Below are 21962 nucleotides of genomic sequence, written 5' to 3'. Positions count from 1 at the left end.
TCGGACGCAGCGGGTGCGGAAAACAATTCTTGGAGTCGCGATCGCGGCCGTCGTGGCGGCGGCGGCACTCGGCGGATACCTCGTCCTCGGGCACCGGTCCGATGGCGGGCAGGGCGTGGCGGCGTTCCGGGAGGCGCGGGCCTTCGCGGTCTCCGGCCTGCTCAAGCAGGTCGAGGGACCCTACAGCCTGCTCCTCGGCGATTCGCAGATGGAGCGGCTCTCCTTGCCGACCCTGTGCGGCCACCCCGCCGTCAACGGCGCCATCGCGGGAACCCGCACGGCCGGATTGCGGGCCGTGGCCGGATGGATCGTGCTGCCGCGGCCGCCGGACGCGATCGTGGTGACGATCGGCACCAACGACCTCACGGAGCGCCAGCGCGCCGGAAATCCCGAGGCGACCGAGCATTTCCGGACCGAGATCCGGGCGCTGTTCGCCGAGCTGGCACCGAGAGCGCACGCCGTCGTCGCGACGCCGATTCCCCCCTTCGATTCCAGCCGGCCCGGCGTGACGCGTTTCTACGACGTCGCCGCCGCCGCCACCTATTCGGGCATCATCGAGCAGGAGTGCCGCCGGGCCGGATGTCGCTTCGTCGACGCCTTCGCCGACCTGCGCAACCCGGCCGGCCTCGCCCGGTCGCCGGACGGCGTGCATCTCGGGCTCGGCTCACATTCCCGCGATCGCGTCGCCGCGCGCCTCGAAGCCGCCGCCTGTCCGGGTGTTGCGGCGCGCACGCTGTGACGGAGAGGATGGCCGGCGGTGAGGACATGAATTGGGACGACTTATACTTGAATTGCGGGCCTCGCCGCCGGCCAGGATATCCCCTGGGACTGTAGAGGTGCGCCATGCCACCGATGGTGCACCCTATTCCCGACTCCCGGCCGGCAAGTGCCCAGGTGATTTTAGGGCTCGGCCGACAGGTCATGGTACCGCGGCGATTCTTCACGGGAAAGTTTTGGAATGCTCGCCGGAGCTCTTTGACAAATCGCGCCCTTAGGTTAGCAGAAGCAGTATCGGGATTTGTCCGATTCGGTCGTGCGCGCGGGGCGTCCGGCAGCGGGGCGCCAATCGAGGTCGGTTCCGCAAGGAGCGCAGGTCTCCCCCGAGCCGGGGGCGGTCGGAGGGAAGACAGATGATGGCGCGCACCGCGCATCCGATCGAGGGCGTTCCGGTCTCGCGGCCGGACAACGCCCTCGGCCGCGCGCCGCCTGAGCGCCACCGAGGACCTGCAAACCTGCCGTCGCACATCCTCCTCGACGCCCTGCCGCATAAAGTCTGGGTCCTCGACGCGGCCGGTGCGGTGTCGTTCGTCAACCGGGCGGCCCGCGAGGTCGGGTCCGGGATCGGCGAGCCCGATTCGTGGGACGGGGCGATCCACCCCAAGGATCGCAACCGGGTCGTGGCGGCCCGCGTCGCGGCGATCCGCTCGGGCCAACCCTACGACCTGACGATCCGCCTGCGCGATGCCAGCGGGCGCTGGCACTGGCACCAGACCGACCTGGTGCCGATCCGCGAGGGCGCGGACATCGCCGGCTGGATGATGACCGCGGCCGACGTCGACGACGTCGTGGCCGACAACCAGGCCCTCGAGGCCACCACCAACCTGCTGCTCCTCACCCACAAGGCCGCCGGCGTCGGGTTGTGGGACTGGAACATGCGCACCGGCGCGCTCTCCCTCTCGGCGGAGGGCGCCCGCCTGCACGGCCTCCCGGCCCAGGCCTGCACGATCACCTCCTCGTCCTGGACCGGGCTGGTCCATGCCGACGACCGCGCGACCCTGTGGGATGCGGTGACCCGGGCGGTCACCACCCGCACCCCGTTCTCGGTCGACGTGCGGGTGACCTCGGAACTCGGCGGCATCCGCTGGATCCAGAGCCTCGGCCGCGTCCTGGACGACGCCCACGGCATGAGCGGGCGCATCGTCGGCCTCACCCTCGACATCACGCCCCGCAAGCGCGCCGAGCAGGCCTTGTCCAACGCCAAGGAGGGCGCCGAGCAGGCCAACCGCGCCAAGTCGGACTTCCTGGCGATGATGAGCCACGAGATCCGCAATCCCCTCAACGCGGTCCTCGGCTACACCGAGCACATGCTCAGCCGCTCGCGCGAACCCGAGACCCTGCGCCACCTCGCCGCCGTGCAGGAAGCCGGCGAGATCCTGATCCGGGTCGTCGACGACGTGCTCGACGTGGCGCAGATCGAGGCCGGCCAGGTCACCCTCGATCCGGAAGCCTTCGTGCTCGCCGATCTCCTGGAGGGCACCGCGGCCGTGGCCCGGGGAGCGGCCGCCCGCAAGGGCGTGGCGGTGGAGGTCGTGCGCGACCCCGCCACCCCGGCCCTGGTGCTCGGCGATACCGGGCGCCTGCGCCAGGTGCTGCTCAACCTCCTCACCAACGCGGTCAAGTTCACGCCGGCGGGCCGGGTCGTCCTGACGGTGGGCCCGGAGACCGGGCGGGGCGGGGAGGGGCGGATCCTGTTCACGGTGAGCGACACCGGCATCGGCATGTCGGCGGCGCAGCAGGAGCGTCTGTTCGTGCCCTTCGGCCAGGGCGACGAATCGATCCGTCGCCGCTACGGCGGCAGCGGGCTCGGCCTCGTGATCTGCCGCCACCTCGTCGAGTTGATGGGCGGCCGGATCGACGTCGCGAGCGAACCCGGGCGCGGCACCCGCATCTGGTTCGCCGTGATGCTGCCGCCGGCCTGACGGCCGGGGCCGGCCTGACGGCCGGGGCCGGCCTGAGGGCCGGGGCCGGCGAAGGGCCAAGGGCGCGAACCCACTCGACCTGACGGTTCGAAGGACTGCCGGTGGCGGAAGGCTCCCCTCCGGCTGAGCGAGGCGATGGCTGAGACAGATGGGGTCGATGTCCAGATGAGACCGGTCAGCCTATCGGCACTGCCAGCCGCCGTGATCTTCGACATGGACGGGCTGCTTTTCGACAGCGAGAGGCTCTCTCACCACGCCATGATGGCGGCGTCGGAAGAGTTGGGATGCGGATTCACGACAGAGGATTTCATCACTCTGGTCGGACGCCCATGGTCCGCGAACCGGGCATTGCTTCAAGAGCGTATCAGTTCGCCTGACGGCGTGGAAATGTTCGAGACCGCGTGGGACCGCCATTTGCTCGGCATGAGACCTGCGCTCGCCTTGAAGCCGGGGGTCATAGACTTGCTAGCGCAGCTCGACACGCTGGGTTTGCCTCGCGCCATTTGCACGTCGTCCAGTCGCTCCGATGTCGATTTCAACTTGGAATTACATAGTCTGGACGGTCGTTTCCAGGCGATCGTCGCCGCTGGCGATTACCTGCATGGGAAGCCGGCCCCAGACCCTTTCTTGCGCGCCGCAGAGGTGTTGGGCGTGAAGCCCGAAGAGTGCTTGGCCCTGGAAGACTCCCACAACGGGGTGAGATCAGCTGCGGCGGCGGGCATGTGCACCGTGATGGTCCCCGACTTACTCCCTGCCACCGACGAGATGCGGCGTCTTTGCCGTTGTATCGTGCCCGACCTGCATGACGTTCGCCGAATGCTCGGATGAGGGCATCACAACCCCGAATCGACGTCGCGCCGAAACCCGGTTCAGTTCCGCCCTCCGAGCGGCTATTGACCGTCTCATGCAGTGGACGGATGACGGGCTGGTTCTCGGGGCGCGGCGGCACGGCGAGGCCGGCGTCGTCCTCGAACTGATGACCGCCGAGCACGGGCGCCATCTCGGACTCGTTCATGGCGGGCGCTCGCGGCGGATGCAGCCGGTGCTCCAGCCCGGCAACCTGGTGCGGGCGGTGTGGCGGGCGCGGCTCGACGAGGGCCTGGGCGCCTATGCGGTCGAGCCGATCGAGAGCGCCAGCGCGCGGCTGATCGGCTCGCGCCTCGCCCTCTACGGCATCGGCTACGCCGCCGGCCTGCTGCGGCTCCTGCCCGAGCGCGATCCCCATCCCGCCCTGTTCGCGATGGCGAAAGTGCTGATCGAGCACCTGCACGAGCCCGCAATCGCTCCGGCCCTGATGGTGCGGTTCGAGCTCGCGATGCTCGCCGAGCTCGGCTTCGGCCTCGATCTTTCGGCCTGCGCCGCCACCGGCACCAACGAATACCTCGCCTATGTCTCGCCGAAGAGCGGGCGGGCGGTGAGCGCCGCGGCCGGCGAGCCCTGGCGCGACCGGCTGCTGGCGCTGCCCGACTTCCTGGTCGACCGACCCGACCGCCGCGGCCTCAACGTGCCGACGCCCCGGGAGGTCAAGCAAGGCTTTACCTTAACGGGTTATTTCCTCGACCAGCACATCTGGGGCCCGCGCGACGTCGCCGAGCCGGAGGAGCGGGTCCGGTTCGTGGCCCACGGGACCGCCGGGGCCGAGTGACGCCCCGCACACGGCCGCCGGCTTCCTGGCCATCGGTCGATGTTCGTGTTATGTTCTGGTCTTGCGACCGCTGAAACCGTGAGTTGATCTGCGCCCATGGGAAAGCCCTTCGAGCCCCCCTCCGACCGCGACGGGATCGAGAACGTCGACCTGAAGGCGGCGCTCGAGGAGCGCTACCTCGCCTACGCGCTCTCGACCATCATGCACCGGGCGCTGCCCGACGCCCGCGACGGCCTCAAGCCCGTGCACCGGCGTATCCTGCACGCGATGCGGCTGCTGCGCCTCGATCCCGGCAGCGCCTACAAGAAGTGCGCCCGCGTCGTCGGCGACGTGATCGGCAAGTATCACCCCCACGGCGACGTGGCGGTCTACGATGCGCTCGTGCGCCTCGCCCAGGACTTCGCCCAGCGCTATCCGCTCGTCGACGGCCAGGGCAATTTCGGCAACATCGACGGCGATAACCCGGCGGCCCAGCGCTACACCGAGTGCCGGATGACCGAGGTCGCCCGTCTCCTCCTGGAGGGGATGGACGAGGACGCGGTCGATTTCCGCCCGAACTACGACGGGCAGGAGGAGGAGCCGGTCGTCCTGCCGGCGGCCTTCCCGAACCTGCTCGCCAACGGCTCGCAGGGCATCGCGGTCGGCATGGCGACCTCGATCCCGCCCCACAACGTGGCGGAGCTGTGTGACGCGGCGCTCTACCTGATCGGCCATCGCGACGCGACGTCGGAGCAGCTGACCACCTTCGTCAAGGGACCGGATTTTCCGACCGGCGGCATCGTCATCGATTCCGCCGCCTCGATCTCCGAGGCCTACCGGACGGGGCGCGGCGGCTTCCGGGTCCGGGCGCGCTGGCAGAAGGAGGATCTCGGCCGCGGCACCTGGGTGGTGGTCGTCACCGAGATTCCCTACGGCGTGCCGAAGGCCCGGCTGATCGAGAAGATGGCCGAGCTTCTCCACGAGAAGAAGCTGCCGCTGCTGGCCGACGTGCGCGACGAATCGGCCGAGGACGTGCGGGTGGTGCTGGAGCCGCGCTCGCGCACCGTCGATCCCGTCGTGCTGATGGAATCGCTGTTCCGGCTCACCGAACTCGAGAGCCGCATCTCGCTCAACATGAACGTGCTCGTCGGCGGGACGGTGCCGCGGGTGATCGGCCTGGCGGAGGCGCTCCGCGAGTGGCTCGACCACCGCCGGGTCGTGCTGCAGCGCCGCTCGCGCCACCGCCTCGCCCAGATCGAGCGGCGGCTCGAGATCCTCGGCGGCCTGCTCATCGTCTATCTCGACCTCGACCGGGTGATCCAGATCATCCGCGAGGAGGACGAGCCGAAGGCCGAGCTGATGCGGGTCTTCGAGCTGACCGAGCTGCAGGCCAACGCCATCCTCGACACCCGCCTGCGCTCCCTGCGCAAGCTGGAGGAGATGGAACTGAAGCGCGAGTTCGACACGCTGACCGCCGAGAAGGCCGACCTCGACGGCCTGCTCGGCTCCGACGACCTGCAGTGGAAGGCGATCACCAAGCAGATCCGCGGCGTGCGCAAGACCTACGGCCCCGAGACCCCGCTCGGCCGCCGCCGCACCACCCTGGAGAACCCGCCCGACACCTCCGGCATCGACTTCTCGGAGGCGATGGTCGAGCGCGAGCCGATCACCGTGATCGTGTCGCAGAAGGGCTGGATCCGCGCGCTCAAGGGCCACGCCGCCGACCTCTCGGGCGTGCAGTTCAAGGGCGACGATACCCTCAAGGTGAGCCTGCTCACCGAGACCACCGCCAAGATCCTGGTGCTGGCCTCGAACGGCAAGGTCTTCACCCTGGAAGCCGCCAAGCTTCCGGGCGGGCGCGGCTTCGGCGATCCGGTCCGCCTGATGGTCGACATGGACGAGGGCTCGGAGATCGTCACCGTCTGGGCGCACAAGCCGGGCGTGAAGCTCCTGCTCGCCACCACCGACGGGCGCGGCTTCGTCACGCCGGCGGACGGGCTCGTCGCCAATACCCGCAAGGGCAAGCAGGTGATCGGCCTCGACGAGCCGGCGCAGGCGAGCCTCGTCGTCGAGGTGGGGGAGGGCGACCACGTCGCCGCCTGCGGCACCAACCGCCTGATGACGGTCTTCCCCCTCGCCGAGATCCCCGAGATGGTCCGCGGCAAGGGCGTGCGGCTGCAGAAGTACCGCGACGGCGCCCTCGATTCCGTCGTGATCTTCCGTCTCGCGGACGGGCTCACCTGGCCCGACAGCGCCGGGCGCACCCGGACGGTGGCGGGCGAGGAACTGGCGAAGTGGGTCGGCCATCGCGGCACCGCCGGCACGATGGCGCCGCGGGGCTACCCCAAAGCCGGCCGTTCGTGACCGGGGCCCGGATCGCGCATGGCGAACGGGCCGCGCCCCGGCGGAGAGGCTGACGGGGAGGGCGACGAGGAGCGCGAGCGGGCACGGCTCGCCCGCGACATCCTCGTCCACAACGAGCAGGTGAAGCTCACCGCCAACCTGATGAATATCGGCGCGGCGGGCTTCGCCATCACGGGGATCGTCGCCCCGCTCACCGCCGCCATGGCGACGGGCCGCGTCACTGCGCCCGCCCTCGCGCTGATGGCCGTTTGGTTCGTGCTCGGCGTTGGTCTACACTTCGGTGCGAGGCTGACGTTGACGACCCTGCGATGATGAGCCTGACGACCTACGCCCTGGTTCTGGTCCCCTGCCTCGTGGGAGGCGCGGCGGCTCTCGGCGTGATGACGCTGCGCCGCTCCGCCGCCCGGCTCGACCGGCGGACGGCCCGGGCCGAAGCCGCACCACCCCGGAGCCGACAGGCGCGTCCCGGAGCGGTGAGGCGGGTGGCTCGGTGCTGACCATCGGAAAGCGGATGGCCGGTCGCGCCTCCGTCGTCCTGGCGGTCATCCTCGCCGCCGACCCGGCGCTCGCCGAAGTCTCGGACAAGATCGACGAGACACGCGCGGAGTACGGGATCATCACCGGCGTCCTGCTGCTCATCACCGCCCTCGCGGCGGCGAGCGGAGGTCGCCGATGGTTGCTGTTGTGGCCGGTCACCCTGATCTGGGGCCAGATCGAGTTCTGGACGGTCTGGGAATGGTTCGACGAGATTCGGCGGGACGAATCGCTGTTCCTGCTGTGGGAGAGCGGAGCGGCGGCCGCGGCTCTGCTCCTCGCTCCACCGCTCTTTGCCGGACTGGCGCGACGACGGCATCGGGCCGGCTATCCGCTGCGTCGTCGAGAGCTGTGATGAGGCGTGGAACACGGGTTCATCCGCATTGTGAGTGCGGATTCATGGGATCGCGCGTTGATGTGCAGGGCAGCCGGAGGGCAGCACGAGGCCGATCTCGCACCCGTCGATGCCGCTGGTCCCGGACGGCCTTCACGTCGATGACCTGACGCTGAAACGGCCGGATTGCTGATCACCGCCCAGACCACCGCGCCCCCGCAACCTGTCCGAGTTGCGACCGATCCTCGACGCGCGCTCACAAGCGCGTATTGGCGAATACTCGAGGACCCGCCGTGGCAAGATCGGAGCGTGACGTGGCACCTGCGCATGCGCCGCTCCCCCTGCGGCCACTGCCCGGGGCGGATCCTTGCCGAACCCGCAGCGGGGCTGGGGTCACGCAAAGCGCGCCGAAGCGAACGATTGGCCGAGGCGCAGACCGACATCGGCATGGTACTCGGCGGGGCCCGGTGCTCGTTCGTCACGACGACCGGCGATGCCTGTCGGCGGCGACACCAGGTCAAGCGACCAAGGAGATCGCACGCCGTCTCGGAGCATCGCGCAACGCCGTGCGTCGCCGGATCCGGGCCGGCCAGTTCGTGCCCTACCGCCGTGCCCCAGGCCCGAGCCGGCTCGACCTTACCATCTCCTTCGGCGAGGCACGCCGGCAGCAAGGTCAACGCAGCGCCACCGTTCGCCATCGCGAGGTGCGCGCGCAGGGCTTCACGGGCGACGACGACATCGTCCGGCGCTGGGCCGCACGGCAGAAGTCGGGGGCCCCGGCTCGACCGCCTTCCGCCCGGATCCCCTCGACACGCCGCATCACCCGGTGGCTGACGGGCGGTCCAGCCGTGTTGTCGCCCGAGGTTCGCGCCTTCACCGACGCGCTCTGCACGGCGCCACCGCGCTCGAAGCGGGCGGCCGAGGACGTCCGCGCCTCCGCGGATCTCCTGCATCGGGACGATCCCGCCGGACTGACACCTTGACTGGAGGCTGCCGCTCCCGGTGAACTCGGTGGCGTCGTCACCGGGCTTCGGCAGGACGAGGAGGCCGTGCGCGCGGCGATCGCCGAGCCCTGGAGCAACGGCCAGGGTGACGGGCAGGTCAACCGCCTCGAAGTGATCAAGCGCAGCTTATATGGTCGCGCCAGGTTCGACCTGCTCCGCCAGCGCGTGCTGCATGCTGCGTGAACCGAGACCCCCAGAGCTCAGCTGGACGAGCGCCCGCCAGTACCGAAAGTGCGGATGAACCCCGTTCCGATGCCGGCTGATAGCTTCACTCCACAAAGCTTGTTGTTGCGCATCGATCATCATGCGATGTCGGCATTTTAATGCCGGCATGACGCATGAAGCGTGTTATCGTTCATGGTCTGGCATCCAACAGAAATATTCGTTCGGCATATTGCGCCGCACAAGAAGCCGTGTATTTTTCAATCAAATCCAATCAAATCGCGGGGCTATCATGGTGTCGGCACTGAATTATTGTGCATTGTCTCTGCTTGTCTTGTCGGCCTTCCCGGCGAATGCGCAGGATCGTGCATCCTCGGTCACCGTCTTCCCGCCGATCATGCGCGAGATGGCCCGCGAGACCGCCTCGGCGCAGCCCATGGCCGGCCTGGTGACGACGCCCCAGCCGGTCCCGGCGGCGCGCCGCCCCGCCACCCAGCCCGAGCTGGTGGCGCAGCGCTACGTCGAGCCCGTCGCGGCGGCCCGCACCGGCTCGCTCGACTGAGCCTCGCCCGCGCCGGGCTCCCGTTGCACGGCGCGCCGCATCCGGCGTCGACGACGTCGCGCCCAATATCGCGGGGAGGGCGCCGTCCTCCCCGCACGACACTCTTTCGGGACGACGATCGGTGGCGCCTTCCGGATGCCGGGGGCAACCGGCGGCTTGAGATCGCCCGGTTGTCCCGTCTGGCCCTGCCTCCATGGCCTGCCGGCCCCGATTCCCGGCATCTCGTCGAGGCCGTGCCTCCGAGCCCGCCTTCATCCGCAACCCGATTCTTGACGAGACGCGTCGTGTCCGGCGTCGTCACGCCGTGATCTGCGCAATCCGCCGGAGCATGAGCCGGCGTGGATAGTGCGCGGCCTCAGGTTTCAAGCCTGCCGGAAAAAGCTATAGAGACATTAGAAGCAGGCCGAAGAGCGCCGGAAGACGAGCGCCGGGAGCGCAGGTGCCGTGGTGGGGAGTGAGTTGGGTTCCGGGACCACCATCGTCGTCGCGGACGACCACCCGCTCTTTCGCGGCGCCCTCAGGGGTGCGGTGACGGCGATCCTGCCCGGCGCCCGGATCATCGAGGCGAGCGGGCTCGAACCCCTCACCAAGATCCTCGACGCCGAGGACGAGATCGACCTCGTGCTCCTCGATCTCACCATGCCGGGCGTCCAGGGCTTTTCCGGCCTGATCTACCTGCGGGCGCAGCACCCGGCGATTCCCGTGGTCATCGTCTCGGCCAACGAGGACCCGGTGGTGATCCGCCGCGCCCTCGATTTCGGTGCCGCCGGCTTCATCCCGAAATCCCTCGAGGTCGACCGCATCGGCGAGGCGATCGGCGAGGTCCTGGCCGGCGGCAACTGGTCGCCGCCCGACATCGAGCTGTCGGCCTCCGAGGACAAGGAGACGGCGGACCTGATGCGCCGCCTCGCCACCCTCACGCCGCAGCAGGTGCGGGTGCTGATGATGCTGTCCGAGGGCCTGCTCAACAAGCAGATCGCCTACGAGCTCGGGGTCTCGGAGGCGACCGTGAAGGCCCATGTCTCGGCGATCCTGCAGAAGCTCGGCGTCGAGAGCCGGACCCAGGCCGTGATCGTCTCCTCGCGGATCGGCGCGACCCTCAAGCCCCCCGCCGGGGTGGAATAGCGCCGGTTCTTGCGAGCCGAAGCCCCGCTCAGGCGAGATGCAGGCCCGGCGGCACCCGGTCGCGGTCGCCCCGGCCGAAGCCGCGCGGTACGTCGTAGGCGGTGCCCTCCAGCCCGAACACCGCCCGGGTGGTGTCGGCGGTGGCCGGCGTCCAGCGGGCGAAGAACGGCACCAGGGGATTGCCGTCGTAGATCGTCGGCAGCGCCAGCGGCTCGGTGTCCCAGCCCATGGTCGCCAGGTGGGTGATCATGATCGGGTGCGCCTGGATCAGGTAGCCGTCGAGGCCCAGCCTTCCGGTCAGCTCGGCCACCGCCACGAACTGGCGCCCGGCGATCGGGTCCTTGGCGGTCGCGGCGGCGCGCCGCCAGGGCGCGGCACCGCAGCGCGTCCACTCGAAGATACGCGGCCCGCTCGGCGCGGTCGCGCCCTGCAGCAACTGCGGGTAGACATGGGTCTGGAGATGCGGCCGGGTCGTCGGCAGCAGGCGCGAATAGGATACCACCTCACCGTCGTCGATCCCGGCGACGTGGATGGCGTCCGGCCCGTCGAACTGGTCGCGCTCGCGCCCGTCGGGCTTGCGGCACGCCTCCCACCGCATCGTCTCCACGAAGAGACGGTGGCGAAAACAGTATATCCTGTCGAGAAGCGCCGCGTGGTCGCGGCAGTTGTCGCGATCGACGATCGTGATCAAGATCAGGGCTCCTTGCTCTGGAGCACTTCTTGAGCTTTGAACCTAGAATGAGATAGCCCGTAAATTTACGGGGAGATCGGCATGGTCTTGTTCTGGATGGCGATCAGGGCGTGTAGATACGGCATAGAAACGTCAGTGAATTGTAGAAAAAAGTATTAGTCTCTGGAGACCGGTCCATTATGCAACTCAAGGTGCGATTTTCTTGAATCGGCAAAGATTTCTCGGGTAGGAGGGAGATCGCGAAGGCCGGCCGTGATCCGAACCCCGTCGCGTTCCCTGCGTCACCGCGGCGGGACGAGCCCGATCGTCTTTCCGGTACCCGCGTGCCGTACCGGCACGAGCGACCGCTCTGGACGGCGGGGCATGCCCTCGCGGGCTCGCCGAGACCGATCGGGTGCTAACCCGGCTCCTCGGTCTTCCGGCATCGTCTTTCGGCGCGTCGGCATTTCTCCGTCCAGAAACGCTCTGGTCGATCGATCCCGCCCGCAACGCCTGGGCGACGCGGGGCCGCGTTCGACGACGCCGAGCGAGTGGGCGGCATCGCACAGGTCGTCCTCGGCCGTACGCTGGGACAGGGACCGGACTTCGGAGGTCTCGCGGCCGATCGCGCCGCTGGCCCATGCGATGCTCTCGATCTCGCTCCGGCGCGAGGCCAGTCCACCGCACGGCGCCATCGCGTGGTCGCGGGTGCGACGCCCCAAGGAAGATATCATTCCCATCTGCGCCCTCGTTAGGCGATTTCCAAAGACGATTTTATTACATAAATTTGAATATAAGAAAATTTATTGAACAATTTTTTTTGCAACTATTTTTGTAAATTACCGATGATAGAAATTGGTTGCGGCAGGCGATGTCCTCGCGTATCTTTATATTCATCGACTTATCGAATAAGGACGATCGATGCTATTCTCAACTCCCTTGGTTCGAGAACAGATCAAGCTCGACCCTCGATATGCTGACGCCCAGACAATCACGAACGACGACCTTGCCAGAATCGCTCTCGAAAGACGTGGTCTGCGCGACTTCGAATTGATGCGCCACGTCAACGCGATGCTGGGCGAACTGGGCGATGGTTCGATCGCGTTCCGCCTCTACAACGCCAGCGACGAGCGACTGTGGCTCGATCGCGAGAGCTACACGGGAAAAGCGTCCATCGCCAAGTACCCGCCTGACTACATCGTCGATCCAGGACAGTGGAGTGTCATTGTTTCCAAGGATGAGGTTGCTCCCAACAACATTGTGTACGGCAATTTCACCATTGGATATCGTGGAAATGATTCCGGGGTAACGACGCATTGGCGTTGCGGGGTTGTCGGATGCTCCGTTTCCATGAAGCGCACAGGCGAAGAATCGGGCAAAGCGCAGCCGATGGCGGCTTCGCGAGACGATCGGGTGGCGGCGATCATGCGCGGATTTCTTGGTAAGACAGTTGTTGTTGACGGACTATATACGACAAGCAATCAATATCCATTTGCTTGATTTGAATCGTCATCGGGAGGCAACCTATGATCCTCGGGCCAGCCGTCACTTCTGCAACGTTGAAGACCGACGCGCGCTATCGCGATGCGACGGCAACCGCAACGCTCCTGTCCTCCTACGCCCTGGAGCAGCGAGGCTCCACCGACTTCGAGGTGATGAAAGTCGTCAATGGGATGAAGGACGAGTACGCCTCCGGTGCATCCACGCTGCTGCGCGTATTCAATGCCTCCGGCGGACGTCTGTTCCTGCGCTCCGACGTGCATTGGCACGGCAAGGTCTGGAAATACCCGCTCGATCTGGTGATCGAGAACGGACAATGGTCGATCGCCCTCGTCGTGCATGCTGCACGCTTCGAAGGCGTCGCTGGTGGTATCGTGTATAGGACCGAAGAGGTTCCGACCGACATCTTCTGCGGCTGGGACGTTCCGTTCTGGGACGGACCGTTCTCGTCGAGCCACAAGAACACGGTTTGCGCCGAAATCCGCAAACCCGGGCATTACGACGCCGAGACCAATCTCGGCATCATGCGCAACCTGACCAATGGTGGTGGAGCATCCGCGCGGGCCGAGCATACCGGCAAGGCCGAGGAACGACCATTCGAGGTCGATCACGACTATGTTGCGGTGGTGCTGACGGCGGCCGGGACGAGCCCCGTCACCGACATCGTCATCGGCCGTTCCGATACGCTCCAGTAGGTGTAGTCATGAGCGTGACGGCCTCGCCCGAGCCCGACCTTCACCGATTGGTCGGCCTTACCCGAGATCGCGAGCGGGTTCTGCTGCTGAGCGGTTGTCTCGCACCCGGGGATTGCCTCCGCGCAGGGCGACAGATCGACGAGGGCGCGAGCGAGGCGTTGGGCCTCCTGAGGGACCTGGACGGCCGGCACGACGCCGGGTCGTCCGCCCCGTCGCGGACTGTCGTTGACGATGTCCAACGCTACGCGAAGGGAAGCCTTCTCTCGGCCGTCGGAAGCATCTCCAACTTCCAGGCGAGGCGGGAATACATCCAGGCGATTCGCGAGAACGCGAAGTTCTTTCTCGACCGAGTTCAGCACCAGGGGAACGACGTCGCAGCGATCAAGAGCCTCGCGATCGAGGCGATCGCGATGCGGGAGATCACCCGCGAGATGACGTTCTGGCATAATGCCGGCAGGGCGGCCGAGATCAATCGGCAGGCCGGCAAGGTCTGTAAGTCTTTCGTCTCGCCGGTGGTCAAGAAGGATCTTGCGCGCTTCGTAGCCGAAGTGAGCAACGGTCGTCCCTACGAAGCGATGAGCGACAGCGAGAAGATCGACGTCCTCAAGCAGGTCATCGACCGATCGGGGAAGGCCGGCACTTTCGGCACCGCCGTGAAGGCGTTGCAAGGCGTCGTCCGTCCGGCGCAGCTGGTCCTGACGGTCGTACTGATCGCGCAGGACGCGAGCGAGGCCTGGGATCCGACGCGGACGGTGACTGTCGGAGCCGCCCGGCTCGGTCTCGGCGTCGCGGCGGCCTGGGTCGGCGAGACAGCGGGCCTCGCGCTGGTCGGTGCGCTCTCCCTCGGCCCCGTCTTGGGGGCGGTCGTTCTCCTCGGCGCGGGTTACCTGGCCGGTAAGATCCTCAACGACTTCGTCGCCGACGCTCTCGACGATCTCCTCCACGAACTGAACCCCCGTATTCCAGGAGTCATGCGGTTTCAGGCCTGGGCGCCGGAGCCTTTCAGCATGAGCTTGTGTGCCGAGGTCCCGTCGGTCTCGATGAGTACGCCCCTGATGACACCGCTGAAGGCCGAAAAGGTGGCATGATACCGTTTCCGGACGATCCCTTTCGGAAGCATCACTCGATCAATCCCGCCCGCATCGCGAGCGCGACGAGCTGCACGCGGTTGACCGCGCCGAGCTTGCGGGCGGCGTTGCTCAGGTAATCCTCGACCGTGCGCTGGGACAGGGACAGGATCTCGGAGGTCTCCCAGCCGGTCTTGCCGGCGGCGGCCCAGCGGATGCACTCGATCTCGCGCCGGGTGCAGCGCGGGGCACCCTCCGGCCGCGCGATCCGGGAAGGCAGGGCGGGACCGAGGCCCCGCGAGGCGAGGTGGGCGTAGATGGCGAGCAGGTGCAGCCCGGCCCTGGCCTCGTCCGAGAGATCGATGCGGGCGCCGCCGAACGAGGCCGCGGTCTCGGTGCCGTCGATGTCGTGGATGGGCACGCAGAGCCCGTCGCCGAGGCCGAAGGCCGGGGCCTCGTCCATGACCCGCCGGGCCAGGGCGGCGTCGCGCTCGACCTCGACCTCAGACCACAGGAACGGCGCGGTGGTCCGCCGGACCTGCGCCATCACCGGGTCGTGCTGGACGTAACCGCGCGCGACGTAGCGGGTGGCCCATTCCTCCGGCCAGTGCATCAGCAGCAGGCGGTCGGGCAGGTTCTCGCCGGCGCTCTGCGGCACGCCCGCGATGGCGAAGCGCTCGTAGCCGAAGATCCCGCCGGCCCGGATCAGCACCGCCGTGATCTCGGCGGCGCTCCGCGCCGCCTTCACCGCCTGGACGAGGTCCAGCGTGACCTGACCGATCACCGCCATCGCGCAGCGCCGTCCGTTTCCGACAAGTCTCGAGCGACACCCCGCGAGACGAGGCGCGGATCACCCGTAGACTATCAGGAAACGCTCCGCCTCGCGAGGATCCGGGGGTAAAATACGCTCCCCGGATGCGTGATTTCGCCGGGCGGCCCGAGGCCGCCCGGACGGGATCGTCCTCCTGCGGCTCAGGCCGCCCGCTTCTTGAGCACCCCGACCAGAACGGCGGTGATCAGCGTGCCGACGACGAGGGCCGCGACCGCGCCGAGCACCGGCGTGATGGCGTTCGGGATCGGCAGCACGAACAGCCCGCCATGGGGCACCCGCAGGGCCACCCCGAAGGTCATCGAGACCGCGCCCGCCGCCGCCGAGCCGGCGACGAGGGCCGGGATGACCCGCAGGGGGTCGGCGGCCGCGAAGGGGATCGCGCCCTCGGTGATGAAGGCCGCGCCCAGCACCGCCGCGGCGGTCCCGGCCTCGCGCTCCTGGGCGGTGAAGCGGCCGGGGAAGAGCCGGGTGGCCAGCGCGATGCCGAGCGGCGGGGTCATGCCGGCGAGCATCACGGCGGCCATCGGGGTGTAGATCCCCGAGGAGATGAGCGCCGCCGAGGAGGCATAGGCCGCCTTGTTGATCGGTCCGCCCATGTCGACCGCCATCATGCCGCCGAGGACGAGACCCAGCACCAGCGCGCTCGCGCCCTGCATGCCCTTGAGCCAGCCGGTGAGCGCGGCGAGCAGGGCCGCCACCGGCACGCCGACGACGTAGACCATCAGGAGGCCGGTCACGAGGGTGCCCAGTAGGGGCAGGATCAGGACGGGCTTCAGGCCTTCCAGATTCTTCGGCAGGCGGATCGAGCGGTTGAGGAACGACACCGTGTAACCGGCGATGAAGCCCGCCGCGATGCCGCCGAGGAAGCCCGCGTTGAGGTTGGCCGCCAGCATCCCGCCGATCATGCCCGGCGCGATGCCGGGCCGGTCGGCGATCGAGAAGGCGATGTAGCCGGCGAGCGCCGGCACGATCAGCGCGAAGGCCGCCTTGGCGCCGATCTCGCCGAGCGCGAAGCCCAGGCTGCCCTTGTTGGCCGCCGACATCGCGTCGATGCCGCCGAACGCGAAGGCGAGCGCGATCAGGAGGCCGCCCGCCACCACGAAGGGCAGCATGAACGAGACGCCGGTCATCAGGTGCTTGTAGGCGCCGGCCTTCGTCTCGGCCGCCGCGGGGCGGTCGGGCCCGGATTCCGCGGCTCCCGCACCCTGCAGCTCGGCGTCCTTCAGGGCGGTGGCGATCAGGCCCTTGCCGTCGCGGATCGCCGCCTTGGTGGTGGTGGCGTAGACCCGCTTGCCGGAGAACCGCCCGCGATCGACGCCGGTATCGGCGGCGATGAGGACGATGTCGGCCGCCGCGATCTCGTCTGGCGTCAGGGCGTCGCGGGCGCCGACCGAGCCTTGCGTCTCGACCCGGACCTGATGGCCGAGCGCCTGCGCCGCGGCCTGGATGCCCTCCGCCGCCATGAAGGTGTGGGCGATGCCGGTCGGGCAGGAGGTGATGGCGACGATGCGCTTCACGCCGTCACCGGCGGGGGCGGGCGGAGCCCCGGCGAGCGCCCGCTCGATCACCCGGTCGGCGTCGGTCAGCACGTCCTCGATGCCCACCTCGGCGCGGCGCAAGCCCCCGAAGCGGCTGGCGCCGAGATCGCCGGAGCCGACGAGGAGCACCGCGTCGGCGCCCCGGATCGCGCCCTCGGTCAGGGGCGTGCCGGCGGTGCCGCGGCCCCGGACCTCGAGGTCGAGGCGCTGGTTGCGCCGCGCCGCCGCCCGGCGCAGGGCCTCGGCCGCCAGCACCGCATGGGTGCCGAGCTCGCCGCCCCCGACGACGGCCACCAACTGGGTCATGGGTTGTTCCTCCTCGGGTGTTCCGTCTGGATGCGTGTCGCGGCGTCTTCGGAGTTTTCGCCCTCGTTCGTCATTCCGGGGCCGCGCAGCGGCGACCGGAAGCCAGAACCGCATTTCCCTGCAGAACAGAGCGGACCGCATCCCGCTTCGTTCGGCATGGCTTGCGGTTCTGGATCCCGGGCTCTCGTCTGAGGCGAGCCCCGGGATGACTTCGAGAAGCGGATCTTTAATGAACTATGCTGAAATCTACCCGCGTCTTAGATTTTCGCGGCGGGTAGAACGCGAACCTCGATCGCCCGGGCGATTCCCTTGATCTCCGCGCGATCCGGCAGGTTCGCGCCGGCCCTCGTCAGCTTGCCGGCCGCGAAGGCCAGCGCCAGGCGGGCGGTGTCGGCGAGCGCGAGGTCGGCCGAGAGCCCCGCCACCAGCCCGGCCACCAGGGCGTCGCCGGCCCCGACGGTACTGGCGACCTCGACCACGGGGGCGAGCGCGTGCAGGGCTTTCACCGCTGCACCCTGGCCGCGCACGAAAACCGCGCCGTCCTCCCCGAGGGAGACGACGACCAGCGGGATGCCCCGCCGCACCAGGTCCGCGGCCGCGTCCACCACGTCGGCGAGGGTGGGGAGCGGCCGCCCGGCCCATTCCTCCAGCTCGTGCCGGTTCGGCTTCACGATGTCGGGCAGGGTCTCCGCCGCCAGCGCCGCGGCGAGGGCTGCGCCGGAGGCGTCGAGGAGCACGCGCGTTCCCCCGGCCTTCAGCTCCGCCGTGAGCACCGCGTAGAGGTCGGTCCCGGCGCCCGCCGGCAGGCTGCCGGCGAGCACGGCCAGCGTGTCCGGTCCGGCCTCCGCGCGCAGCACCGCCCGCACCGCGTCCAGGCTCGCCGGGTCGAGGGCGAGGCCGGGCAGGTTCACGTCGGTGGTGCCGGCGGGGTCGACGAGCTTCAGGTTGGTGCGGGTCTCGCCCGCCACCCGCAGGCAGCGGTCGGCGATGCCCTTCGCCGCAAACAGTGCCTCGAACACGGCGGCATTGCCGGCGCCGAGCACCCCCGCAGCCGTGATCGGGACGCCCCAATCGGCGAGGCAGCTCGCCACGTTGACGCCCTTGCCGCCGGCATCGTCGCGCATCGCCCGGGCGCGGTGGACGGCGCCGGGCACGAGCCGGTCGAGGGTGACGGTCCGGTCGATCGCCGGGTTGAGGGTGAGAGTCAGGATGCGGGTCACGACCGCGCCTCCGCGGTCTCGCCCGCCTTGCCGTCGAGGGCCCGCACCGAGGCGGCGTCGGGTTGCGCGCAGGCATCGATGGCCAGCGCCTCGAGGTCGGCCAGCGTGGCGGCGCGCAGGCGCGCCTTGACCGCCGGCAGGTCGCGGGGCGTCATCGAGAGCTCGTGCACGCCCAGGCCCGCGAGCAGCCCCGCCCCGAACGGATCGCCCGCGATGCCGCCGCAGACCCCGACGTAGCGCCCGTGGCGGGCCGCACCCTCGCAGGTCATCCGCACCAGGCGCAGGACCGCCGGGTGGAGCGAATCGGCCTCCGGCGCCAGCTCGGTGTTCTGACGGTCGATGGCGAGCGCGTATTGCGTGAGGTCGTTGGTACCGATCGAGAAGAAGTCGCAATGGGCGGCCAGCGCGTCGGCCTGGATCGCCGCGGCCGGTACCTCGATCATGATGCCGAGGGGCACCTCCGGCGCACCGATCTCGGTGCGGATCCGCTCGCAGGCCGCGCGCAGGGCCGTGACCTCGGGCACCGAGGTGATCATCGGGAACATGATCGAGAGGGGCGCGTCCTTGCCGGTCGGCGCTCCGGCCGGCACGCAATCCTTCGCGGCGCGGTAGAGGGCGCGCAACTGCGGCTCCATCAGGTCGGGCCGGCGCAGGAGCAGGCGGGCGCCGCGCACGCCGAGGAAGGGATTCTCCTCCTTCGGCAGGGCGAGGTGGGGCACCTGCTTGTCGCCGCCGATGTCGAGGGCGCGCACGATCAGGGGGCGGCCCTCCAGCGCCTCCAGCATCGCCCGGTAGGTGGCGTACTGGTCGTCCTCGCCCGGGGTGTCGCCGCGCTCGAGAAACAGGAACTCGGTCCGCATCAGGCCGACGCCCTCGGCGCCCTGCGAGAGGGCGAAGGGTACCTGGTCGGGGGTGTTGACGTTGGCGCCGATCGCCACGGCGTGGCCGTCGCGGGTGCGGGCCGGCAGGCCGCGCTCGCGCGCCTCCTCCTCCTGCGTCGCCCGCAGGCGATCGCGCCAGTGCCTCGCCGCCGCGAGGTCGCCCTCGCTCGGGTCGAGGTAGAGCCGCCCGGTGGTGCCGTCGAGGATCGCGGTCGTGCCCGCCGGCAGGGCCAGCAGGTTGGCGCCGGCCGCCACCACCGAGGGGATGCCGAGGGTGCGGGCGAGAATCGCGGTGTGGGAGGTCGGGCCCCCTTGCGCGGTGGCGAGTCCGAGCACCCGAGCGGGATCAAGGCCGGCGGTGTCGGAGGGGGCGAGATCGGGCGCGAGCAGGATGCAGGGCGCGTCCGGCAGGGCGTGGCCGGACCGGAGCGCCGGATCGATCTGGGCCAGCACCCGGCGGCCGACGTCGCGCAGGTCGGCGGCGCGGGCGGCCAGCACCGGGTTGCCGAGCGCCGAGAGCTGGCCGGCCATCCGCTCCACCGCCTGGTGCCAGGCATAGGCGACGCCGTGGCCTTCGACCATCAGCTGGCAGGCGAGCGTGATCAGGTCGGTGTCGGCGATGAGCTCGGCTTGCGCCTTGAAGATTCCCGCATCCGCCTGGCCGAGGCGTCGGCCGGTATCGTCGGCGAGCGCCTTGAGCTGGGCGCCCGTGCTCTCGAGCGCCGCGTGCAGCCGGTCGCCGCCGCTCGTCAGCGGCTCGGGCTCGTCCGGCACCGCGACGTCGGTCGGCCCGAGCACGTGGACAGGGCCGATGGCGAGGCCGGGGCTGGCGCCGATGCCGGACACGATCCGGCACGGATCGGCCAGGTTCCAGCCGGCCACCGGGGCGGCGGCCTTGGCGACGGCCTCCGCCGCCCGGGCGGCGGCCGCCTTCTCGCCGGCCGAGAGGCCGGTGACCGTGGCCTTCAATCGGGCGAGCGCCGCCGGCGCGTCCTCGCCCTCGGCGGAGATCACCACCTCGTCACCGGCCCGCAGGCCGAGCTGGAGCAGGGCGATGAGGGTCTTGGCGTCCGCCACCTCGGCACCGTGGCGGACCTGGATCCGGGCGCTCCCGCCGCGCGCCGCCTCGACCCAGGCGGAAGCCGGCCGCGCGTGCAGGCCGGTCGGGTAGTCGACGGTCCAGGTGAAGGCGTGGGGCAGGTCGGCGGCCGGGCCGGCGACGCCGGGAGCGGGCGCGTCCTCGGAGAGCGCGGCGGCGATCTCGGCGGGGTCCTGGGTGGTGCGCAGGCGCGCGAGCCGGGCCTCGTCCTGGATCAGGCGGGTGAGGCGGCGCAGGATCGTAATGTGGGTGTCGGACTGGGCGGCGATCGCCACCACCAGATGGGCGTCCTGTCCGTCGTGCCACGCGACCCCGGCGGGGACCTGCAGCACGGCGAGCCCGCTCTCGCGCACCAAGGCGCGATCGTCGACCATGCCGTGCGGGATCACGACGCCGTGGCCGAGATAGGTGTTCGCCACGCCCTCGCGGCGCAGCATGCTGCCCTCGTAGGCTGGGTCGATGCAGCCGGCGGCGACGAGGAGCTGGGCCGCCTCGCGAATGGCCGATTCCTTGTCGGCGGGGGCGGCGGCGGTACGGATCAGGACGCGCGGCGCTGTCGGCGCGGACATGGCAGGCTTCCTCCCACGAGGTCGGTTTTGCTTGCTGCTTATGAAAACGTTTTCATAGGCCGTGTCAACTGAAATGACCTATGGGGATGGAAGCGACCCCCGCCAGGGCTTGCGTCATGGCCTGCCGACTGGCACGATCTCCCGATCGTGAGTGAAAACGTTTTCGAGAGCATGGCCGTCGGCATCCGTGACGTCGCCCGCGCGGCAGGCGTATCCACCGCGACCGTGTCGCGGGCCCTGGGCAAGGGCCCGGTCAGCGACGCCCTGCGCGAGCAGGTCGAGGCGGCGGTGCGGGCGACCGGCTATCGTCCGAACCTGTCGGCCCGCCGTCTGCGCTCGCAGGCCGCGCAGACGATCGGGCTCATCGTCGCCGACATCCGCAACCCGTTCTTCACCGCGGTGAGCCGGGCGGTGGAGGATGCGGCCTACCGGGCCGGGATGCGGCTGATCCTGTGCAACACCGGCGAGGATGCCGAGCGCGAGGCCCTGTACCTGCGCCTGATGCAGGAGGAGCGGGTCACCGGCGTCGTCTTCGCGCCGACCCGCCGCACTGCCGAGCGGCTGCGGCCGGAGGACTTTCCGTTTCCCCTGGTGCTGATCGACCGGACCGGCCCGCCGGGCGGCCATGACGGTGTGGTGCTCGACAACGTCGCGGCCGGTGCCGCCCTCGTCGATCACCTGGTGGAGCAGGGTTTCTCCCGCATCAGCGGCCTGTTCGGCTCGACGAGCTCGACCGCCGAGGAGCGGCGGGACGGGTATCTGTCGGCGATGCGCCGGCACGGGCTCGCGCCGCAGGTCCGCACCGTCCTGCCGGATGCCGAGCCGGCGCAAGGCGAGGTGGCGCGCTGGCTCGCCGGGGCCGACCGGCCCGAGGCCCTGGTGCTGTCGAACGGCCTGATCCTGATGGGGGCGGTGCGGGCGGCCCGCGCGGCGGGCCTCGCCTGGCCCGGCGGGATCGCGCTCGCGGGCTTCGACAACGAGCCCTGGACCGATCTGGTCGAGCCCGGCCTGACGGTGATCGAGCAGCCGGTGGCCGAGATCGGTGCCCAGGCGATGGACCTGCTGTTCGACCGGCTGAAGAATCCGGACCAGCCGGTGCGCAAGGTGGTGCTGAGCGGCCGGCTGATCGCCCGGGGCTCGACGGCGCGGCGGTGAGGGAAGGGCGGGGGGCGCGATG

At 69.6% G+C, this 21962-nt stretch carries 18 protein-coding genes and 1 pseudogene; 14 read left to right on the top strand and 5 right to left on the bottom strand.

Features of this window, described 5'->3' with window-relative positions; translation table 11 throughout:
* Positions 1 to 52: 52 nt before the first annotated feature.
* From QR78_RS02635 to QR78_RS02595, 10 genes and pseudogenes are all read left to right on the top strand, one after another.
* A complete protein-coding gene (locus QR78_RS02635; protein WP_048425932.1) occupies positions 53 to 739 on the top strand; it encodes an SGNH/GDSL hydrolase family protein in 687 nt (228 codons plus the stop codon).
* Between the two features lie 391 nt (positions 740 to 1130).
* Complete coding sequence (locus tag QR78_RS02630; protein ID WP_053220766.1) at positions 1131 to 2699, top strand: PAS domain-containing sensor histidine kinase; 1569 nt, start codon at positions 1131 to 1133, stop codon at positions 2697 to 2699.
* A gap of 135 nt (positions 2700 to 2834) precedes the next feature.
* Positions 2835 to 3527: an HAD family hydrolase gene (locus tag QR78_RS02625; RefSeq protein ID WP_244276288.1), complete on the top strand. Its 693-nt coding sequence runs from the start codon at positions 2835 to 2837 to the stop codon at positions 3525 to 3527.
* A 76-nt stretch (positions 3528 to 3603) separates the two neighbouring features.
* Positions 3604 to 4344 carry a DNA repair protein RecO gene (recO, locus tag QR78_RS02620; RefSeq protein WP_048425931.1) on the top strand — a complete coding sequence of 247 codons (741 nt, stop codon included), beginning with the start codon at positions 3604 to 3606 and terminating at the stop codon, positions 4342 to 4344.
* A 96-nt stretch (positions 4345 to 4440) separates the two neighbouring features.
* A complete protein-coding gene (parC, locus tag QR78_RS02615) occupies positions 4441 to 6687 on the top strand; it encodes a DNA topoisomerase IV subunit A (RefSeq protein ID WP_048425930.1) in 2247 nt (748 codons plus the stop codon).
* 18 nt (positions 6688 to 6705) lie between these two features.
* On the top strand, positions 6706 to 6999 hold the full coding sequence (locus tag QR78_RS02610) for a hypothetical protein (RefSeq protein WP_048425929.1): 294 nt from the start codon (positions 6706 to 6708) through the stop codon (positions 6997 to 6999).
* A gap of 199 nt (positions 7000 to 7198) precedes the next feature.
* Positions 7199 to 7576, top strand: coding sequence for a hypothetical protein (locus QR78_RS02605; RefSeq protein ID WP_048425928.1), 378 nt, complete (start codon positions 7199 to 7201; stop codon positions 7574 to 7576).
* A 109-nt stretch (positions 7577 to 7685) separates the two neighbouring features.
* Positions 7686 to 8742, top strand: a pseudogene (locus QR78_RS32340) (transposase).
* Positions 8743 to 9127: 385 nt separating this feature from the next.
* Complete coding sequence (locus QR78_RS35610) at positions 9128 to 9283, top strand: hypothetical protein (RefSeq protein ID WP_179945797.1); 156 nt, start codon at positions 9128 to 9130, stop codon at positions 9281 to 9283.
* Between the two features lie 459 nt (positions 9284 to 9742).
* Positions 9743 to 10408, top strand: a complete 666-nt coding sequence (locus QR78_RS02595; RefSeq protein WP_048425927.1) for a response regulator — start codon at positions 9743 to 9745, stop codon at positions 10406 to 10408.
* 28 nt (positions 10409 to 10436) lie between these two features.
* Here QR78_RS02595 and QR78_RS02590 read toward each other — a convergent pair whose 3' ends face one another.
* Complete coding sequence (locus QR78_RS02590) at positions 10437 to 11099, bottom strand: acyl-homoserine-lactone synthase (RefSeq protein ID WP_048425926.1); 663 nt, start codon at positions 11097 to 11099, stop codon at positions 10437 to 10439.
* A gap of 900 nt (positions 11100 to 11999) precedes the next feature.
* On the opposite strand from QR78_RS02590, the gene QR78_RS33780 reads away from it, so the two are divergent.
* Genes QR78_RS33780 through QR78_RS02580 form a run of 3 tightly spaced genes read left to right on the top strand, consistent with a single transcriptional unit; the run spans position 12000 to position 14361 of the window.
* A complete protein-coding gene (locus QR78_RS33780) occupies positions 12000 to 12578 on the top strand; it encodes a hypothetical protein (RefSeq protein WP_125900895.1) in 579 nt (192 codons plus the stop codon).
* A gap of 26 nt (positions 12579 to 12604) precedes the next feature.
* Positions 12605 to 13273: a hypothetical protein gene (locus tag QR78_RS02585; RefSeq protein WP_125900892.1), complete on the top strand. Its 669-nt coding sequence runs from the start codon at positions 12605 to 12607 to the stop codon at positions 13271 to 13273.
* Between the two features lie 8 nt (positions 13274 to 13281).
* Entirely contained in the window at positions 13282 to 14361 is a 1080-nt protein-coding gene (locus tag QR78_RS02580; protein ID WP_048425924.1) for a hypothetical protein, read from the top strand.
* 31 nt (positions 14362 to 14392) lie between these two features.
* Here QR78_RS02580 and QR78_RS02575 read toward each other — a convergent pair whose 3' ends face one another.
* From QR78_RS02575 to ptsP, 4 genes are all read right to left on the bottom strand, one after another.
* A complete protein-coding gene (locus QR78_RS02575) occupies positions 14393 to 15130 on the bottom strand; it encodes a LuxR family transcriptional regulator (RefSeq protein ID WP_053220765.1) in 738 nt (245 codons plus the stop codon).
* A gap of 182 nt (positions 15131 to 15312) precedes the next feature.
* Positions 15313 to 17016: a fructose-specific PTS transporter subunit EIIC gene (locus QR78_RS02570; RefSeq protein ID WP_048425923.1), complete on the bottom strand. Its 1704-nt coding sequence runs from the start codon at positions 17014 to 17016 to the stop codon at positions 15313 to 15315.
* Between the two features lie 257 nt (positions 17017 to 17273).
* On the bottom strand, positions 17274 to 18236 hold the full coding sequence (pfkB, locus tag QR78_RS02565) for a 1-phosphofructokinase (RefSeq protein ID WP_048425922.1): 963 nt from the start codon (positions 18234 to 18236) through the stop codon (positions 17274 to 17276).
* Positions 18233 to 20785, bottom strand: coding sequence for a phosphoenolpyruvate--protein phosphotransferase (gene ptsP / locus QR78_RS02560; RefSeq protein ID WP_048425921.1), 2553 nt, complete (start codon positions 20783 to 20785; stop codon positions 18233 to 18235). Before ptsP ends, pfkB begins: the two co-directional genes overlap by 4 nt.
* A gap of 147 nt (positions 20786 to 20932) precedes the next feature.
* Here ptsP and QR78_RS02555 point away from each other — a divergent pair, with 147 nt between their 5' ends.
* Positions 20933 to 21940, top strand: coding sequence for a LacI family DNA-binding transcriptional regulator (locus tag QR78_RS02555; protein ID WP_244276286.1), 1008 nt, complete (start codon positions 20933 to 20935; stop codon positions 21938 to 21940).
* Positions 21941 to 21962: the final 22 nt, after the last annotated feature.

It is taken from the genome of Methylobacterium indicum (genome assembly GCF_001043895.1).
Classification (GTDB): domain Bacteria; phylum Pseudomonadota; class Alphaproteobacteria; order Rhizobiales; family Beijerinckiaceae; genus Methylobacterium; species Methylobacterium indicum.
This window is presented reverse-complemented; position numbering and strand designations above follow the sequence as displayed.